This window comes from Alkalibacterium iburiense, assembly GCF_039521845.1.
Lineage (GTDB): Bacteria > Bacillota > Bacilli > Lactobacillales > Carnobacteriaceae_A > Alkalibacterium > Alkalibacterium iburiense.
In genome coordinates this window covers 1-6,024 of sequence record NZ_BAAACW010000124.1, presented here as the reverse complement: position 1 = coordinate 6,024, position 6,024 = coordinate 1, and the positions used below count along the sequence as shown (strand labels likewise).

The window sequence follows — 6,024 nt, the reverse complement described above, 5'->3', positions numbered from 1 at the left end:
AAAATCGCACTGTTAACAAGGAAAAGTAGTAAACCGGTTAGGTTTTGACACCCTAACCATATTATTCTTTATTTATCTTGTGTATCGAAATGAGTGATTAAATCTTCTAATAAATTTGATTTTAACATGTCTCTGATTTGTCTAATGGTATAGTACACAGGTTCTTCTGTTGCTGAGCCGTGTGTTTTAATGACTGGAGCTTTTACACCGAATAATACAGCTCCTCCATGTTTTGAATAATCCAAGATATCTTTTAAATCTTTTAAGCTATCTTTTAACAGAAGGCCACCTAATTTAGATTTAAGTCCACTGTTCATAATCGCGTCCTTGAGTACTTTTACCATTGAAAGTGCCGTTCCTTCTATAGTTTTTAATACAGCATTTCCAGTAAACCCATCTGTGACAACGACATCAGCTACACCATTTAATAACTCCCTTGCTTCCACGTTTCCAATAAAATGAATAGCCTCGTTTTCTTTTAACAACTGGTAGGCTGCTTTAGTCACTTCATTCCCTTTATTCTCTTCTGTTCCGTTATTTAATAGACCGACAGTCGGTTTGTTCTTCCCATGTACATGCTTAGCATATTCAGTGGCCAATGTAGCATACTGGTTAATATTTAAGGGCTTTGAATCAGCATTGGCTCCTACATCAATGACATGGAATATAGCTCCTTCATTTGCTAAAGAAGGGAATGTCGCTAATAACCCAGGTCTGTCAACTCCTTTAATTCTTCCAATAATCAATGTTCCTGCCGTTAATAAAGCCCCTGTATTACCTGCAGAGAACAAAGCATGGTTCTCATTGTTTTTTACAGATTGAGCTGCTTTCACCATTGAAGATTCTTTTTTTCTTCTAATGGAACGGACGGGATCATCTTCACTTAAAATCACTTCATCAGAATGAACGATTTCAATATTTGGTAGATTTTCGCCTAGTTCTTTTCTAATTAATTCTTCTTTTCCATATAATACTAAAGTGATGTCACTGAATTCCTTTGCGGCTCGGATACATCCTTTAACAATTTCTATGGGAGCATTGTCTCCTCCCATAGCATCTACGGCTATTCTCACTATAATTCCTCCTAAAAGTTACTCATTAATCAAGTATCAATACTTGTCCTTTCTCTATGCCTACTTCTTCTCTTAGTAATGTATATTCTTCGGAAGTGAAGAATGTCTTTTGGTTAAGTAGAGAACCTGCAGCTTCTCTAGCTGTTTCTAGAATGGGGAAATCTTCTACAATATCCGCGATTTTAAATTCGGGTATCCCGGACTGCTTTCTTCCAAATAAATCCCCTTGGCCTCTCATCTCTAAATCTTTTTGACTGAGTACAAAGCCATCGGTTGTTTCTGTTAGGATTTTCATTCGTTCGGCTCCCTTTTCACCTTTCGGGTTAGCAATAAGAATACAATACGATTCTTGGCTTCCACGACCTACGCGCCCTCTTAACTGGTGTAGTTGGGCTAAACCGAAACGATCCGCATCATGTATAACCATAAGTGTGGCATTAGGAACATTGACTCCCACTTCAATGACTGTCGTTGATATTAACACTTGTATCTCATTCGCTTCAAATCGACTCATAATCTCTTCTTTTTCAGTCGGATGCATTTTCCCATGCAATAGACCTACTGTATAACGGCTACCCAGTAGTTCTTGATACGTCTGATAAAGAGCTGTGGCATTCTCCAGATCCATCATTTCTGATTCTTCTATTAAAGGACTGATGACATAAGTCTGATGTCCTTTCGCTAATTCCTTCTCTACAAAGGCAGCCATTCGGTCAAAATGTTTCGGTCTTATCCAATAAGTAGAAACAGGTTTTCTTCCTTTAGGCATCTCATCGATAACCGAAACATCCATTTCTCCATAGGCTGTAATTGAGAGCGTACGAGGAATAGGTGTAGCTGTCATGAACAGGACGTCTGGGTTCAAACCTTTTTCCCTCAATGTTTTTCTCTGGTTCACACCGAACCGATGTTGCTCGTCTGTAATAACTAAAGCCAGAGAGTTAAACTCTACATCTTCTTGAATGAGAGCATGTGTCCCAACAACCCCATCAATCGATCCAGTCTGTAATCCTAAAAGAATTGCATCTCGCTCTTTTTTCTTAGTAGAACCAGTTAACAACTCTATCGTAATAGGTGTGTCTTTGAACATCTCGTCTAATGATTTTTTATGTTGAGAAGCCAGTATCTCAGTAGGAGCCATCAATGCCGACTGCTTACCTGCTGATTTAGCAGCTAACATAGCTGACGCCGCTACAACGGTCTTCCCACTTCCTACATCCCCTTGAAGCAATCGAAACATTTGATAAGGAGATTTCAGGTCTCTACAAACTTCGTTTACTACTCTTTTTTGAGCAGACGTTAGCTCATAAGGCAACGATGCAAAGAAGTCTTTCAGTTGGTTAACATCATAATCGATGCTCGCACCTTTCTGGAACAGCTTCGCTTGCTTTTTCATCCAACCCAATCTTAATTGATAGATAAAAAACTCTCTAAAAACAACAGAATATTTTGCTTTTTCCAGCTCTTCTTCATTTTTTGGAAAGTGCATGTAGTAGATTGTATCTTTGAGAGATAGAATAGAATACTTTTCAATCCAATCTTTTGGGATGTTTTCTGGAATATAGGAAGCATAGATATCCCAAGCCTGCCGGATCAACTTTAAAATAGTTCCCTGCTTAATGTATTTATTGGAAGGATAGATAGCTTCTCTATCTTGTCCTTCTTGGTTAGATGACAGTAGCTTTATCCCATTCAGTTGTTTCCTGACACTATCCCATCTGCCAAAGACTTGAATCTCTTTTCCAGCTTCAATTTGGTTTTTTAAATACGGCTGGTTAAAAAAGACAACTGACACAATCACATGCTCACAGTTCATTCTAAAAGTCAGACGGTTTTTTCGTCTTCCGAAATGAGTCACAACCCCTTCGGATATAGCCGGTCCTTCCAGTACGACTTTTTCATTTTCTTCAATATCTTCAATGGATTTAACTGTTAAATCTTCATATCTGAAAGGATAGTGAGTCAATAAGTCCATAATCGTGTGTATACCCAAATCAGCTAATGCTTCTACTCTTTTATCTCCTACACCCGATAATGTTGATACTGAATCGTTTATAGATAGTGACACTATCTCACTCCTTTCACTCTATACATAAAAGAAAAAATAGGGGAAACAACAGAATAACAAGTCGTTTCTCCTATTCCTAACCTTTTATTCCACTGAAATCAGATATGGATAAACGGGCTGGCCACCATTGTGAACCTCAACTTCGATATCTGGATAATTCTCTTCTATATAAGCAGTTAATTTCTCAGCCTCTTCTTCGTTGCCTTCTTCGCCAATTAGAAGAGTAATGATTTCACTGTCCTCATCGATCATTTTAGTTAATGTTTCAATCGTTACTTCGTACAAATCAGAAGCTGACACCTGAATGTCTCCTTCAATGATTCCCATGAAGTCATCTTTTTTGATACTCAGTCCATTAATTTCAGTATCTCTTACAGCAAAAGTCACTTGACCAGATTTAACTAGTTCGATTTCTTCTGTCATGGATTCTTTATTGGTATTCAAGTCTTCAGCAGGATTGTATCCTAGCATTGCTGTCAATCCTTGTTGGATTGTTTTAGTTTCAACAACAGCCGCATTGGCTTCTGTGACTTGAGTAGCTTGCTCAGCTGCCATGAATATGTTTTTATTGTTCGGTAAAATTATATAATTTTTTGCAGGAACTTTCTCCATTGCTTTGACGATATCCTCTGTACTAGGGTTCATCGTTTGACCACCTTGTAATACGTAGTCCACTCCAAGACTTTCGAACAGTCTCTGAATACCTTCACCTGGAGCAATAGCTATGACCGCAAAGTCTTTTTCCTCGACCTCTTGAGTGGTCTCATCTGATAAAGCAGAATGTTGTTCACGCATATTATCTACTTTAATTTTCATAAGAGAACCGAATTTTTGACCGTAGTTCATGACTTCACCGGGCTTTTCCGTGTGAACATGGACCTTAATGACTTCTTCATCAGCTACAACTAATAAAGAATCACCTAGTTTATCTAAGTAATTTCTAAATTCTTCGTAGTCAAATTCTTCTTCAACCGTTTCGCCTTCACCGATGCGTACCATGATTTCGGTACAGTAACCAAATTCGATATCTTCAGTGTTCATGTGCTCATGTACACCGCTTCGGTGATGCTCCGCGCGAACTAATTTTTCTAACTCAGGTGTTTCTTCTTCTACAGGTTCTTCTCCTGTTAATGAAGATAAAAAGCCTTCGTAAATATAAACTAATCCTTGTCCCCCACTGTCTACTACTCCTACTTCTTTTAATATGGGTAGTAAATCGGGTGTTTTTTTCAACGATCTTTTAGCTGCCTGAAGAACAGTTTCCATAATAACTATTACGTCATCCGTTTCTTCAGCTTTATTTATACCCGCTTTAGCTGATTGCCTAGCAACCGTTAAAATCGTTCCTTCAACAGGTTTCATGACCGCGCTATAAGCAGTGTCTACTCCACCTTGAAAAGCATTAGCCAAGTCTTTTGCACTAACTTCTTCTTTCCCTTCTAATGATTTAGAGAATCCTCTAAACAGTTGGGACAAGATAACGCCAGAGTTTCCTCTCGCTCCCATTAGTAATCCTTTTGCCAATGCCTGTGCCAGTTCTCCCATATGATTACTGTCTGAATCTTTCACGGCGTTTGCTCCGCTTGTGAAAGACAAGTTCATATTCGTACCCGTATCACCATCTGGTACGGGGAATACGTTCAGTGAGTTGACATATTCTGTGTGCTCATCTAGGCGCTGTCTACCTAACGTAACCATATTTCTAAATTTTTCAGCTTTTAAACTCTTAACATCCACTTTTCCAATTTCCTCCTTTGTCACCTAAAGAATGTGACGATGGCTTACACGTTATTTTGAACTCTTACGCCTTGAACAAACACATTAACAGAATTTGCTTTGATTCCAAGATCATGCTCTAATTGATAGGCGACTCTTTCTTGTACATTCTTAGACACTTCAGTTATCTTTGTTCCATAACTGACGATTATATGCACATCAATAGAGATTTCATTGTCTTCTTGATTGACAACGACGCCTCTAGAATAATTATCTCTATTTAATATTTCATTGATTCCATCTCTCACTTGATTTCTACTAGCCATACCCACAATACCGAATATCTCTGTGGCTGCACCGCCTACTACTGTAGAAATAACATCGTTAGACATTTCAATGTTTCCATATTCTGAATTCATCTGAATAGTCATTCTCGTTCTCCTCTCATTATTCAATCTTACTGAATGTATCTTAAGGTATTCTTTGATATTCAAACATATTTTAGCATACTGTATAAAATAAAAAAAGACAAGTTACTAACGTTGCTATCTAGATAGTTTAACGTTTCAACAAGCGTTATCTTTTTCAAATATCTTTCTCTAGTATACACTGTTAGCCGTGAAAATTGTAGCACTCATCAAGCTTTTAATCATTTATCGTTGTTTTTACTTTATTTCCCTTCTGTAAAGGAAAAAGACTTGATTGTTTATTAAAAAATACTTGCGATGCTTCTCGATTTATGCTATTTTATATAAGTATGATTTAGCTTACAGGATTGAGCTATGTACGAAGGAGGAGAAAAAATGGCTAAAGAATGTTATATTACAGGACGTAAAGCAAGAAGCGGAAACAACCGCTCACACGCAAACAACAAATCTAAACGTCGCTTCGGTGCGAATTTACAAAAGGTTCGTATTATGGTTGATGGACAACCTAAAAAAGTATGGGTTTCTGCTCGTGCTTTAAAATCAGGTAAAGTTGAACGTGTTTAATTTAAATTCAAATTAAAAGAACGGTTCTGGATAATCATCTAGCAACCGTTCTTTTTATTTGAAAAGAAAATGCTAAAAAGAGACAAAAAAGCACCTCTCATGGTATAATCTCGAGTTTGACAGTCAAAACGACAAGAATGCCTTAGGTATAGGCTCTCTTATCGTTTTTTTAGTT

5 protein-coding genes are annotated in these 6,024 nt (G+C 37.6%); 1 reads left to right on the top strand and 4 read right to left on the bottom strand.

The window, feature by feature from the left end; translation table 11 throughout:
* Positions 1 to 68 precede the first annotated feature (68 nt).
* The 4 genes from plsX to ABDZ53_RS09970 form a co-directional block, all read right to left on the bottom strand.
* Positions 69 to 1,073, bottom strand: a complete 1,005-nt coding sequence (gene plsX / locus ABDZ53_RS09985) for a phosphate acyltransferase PlsX (protein WP_343756112.1) — start codon at positions 1,071 to 1,073, stop codon at positions 69 to 71.
* Between the two features lie 25 nt (positions 1,074 to 1,098).
* Positions 1,099 to 3,141, bottom strand: a complete 2,043-nt coding sequence (gene recG, locus ABDZ53_RS09980) for an ATP-dependent DNA helicase RecG (RefSeq protein WP_343756110.1) — start codon at positions 3,139 to 3,141, stop codon at positions 1,099 to 1,101.
* A gap of 84 nt (positions 3,142 to 3,225) precedes the next feature.
* Complete coding sequence (locus tag ABDZ53_RS09975) at positions 3,226 to 4,878, bottom strand: DAK2 domain-containing protein (protein ID WP_343756109.1); 1,653 nt, start codon at positions 4,876 to 4,878, stop codon at positions 3,226 to 3,228.
* A 44-nt stretch (positions 4,879 to 4,922) separates the two neighbouring features.
* Positions 4,923 to 5,288 (bottom strand): Asp23/Gls24 family envelope stress response protein, encoded by a 366-nt coding sequence (locus tag ABDZ53_RS09970; RefSeq protein ID WP_343756107.1) that lies wholly within the window; start codon positions 5,286 to 5,288, stop codon positions 4,923 to 4,925.
* 372 nt (positions 5,289 to 5,660) lie between these two features.
* On the opposite strand from ABDZ53_RS09970, the gene rpmB reads away from it, so the two are divergent.
* Positions 5,661 to 5,849 (top strand): 50S ribosomal protein L28, encoded by a 189-nt coding sequence (gene rpmB, locus ABDZ53_RS09965; protein WP_343756105.1) that lies wholly within the window; start codon positions 5,661 to 5,663, stop codon positions 5,847 to 5,849.
* Positions 5,850 to 6,024 lie beyond the last annotated feature (175 nt).

Excerpts from the sequence above, each read along its gene's own strand:
- ABDZ53_RS09970 (WP_343756107.1), bottom strand. The coding sequence starts at position 5,288 with ATGACTATTCAGATGAATTCAGAATATGGAAACATTGAAATGTCTAAC.
- rpmB (WP_343756105.1), top strand. The coding sequence starts at position 5,661 with ATGGCTAAAGAATGTTATATTACAGGACGTAAAGCAAGAAGCGGAAAC.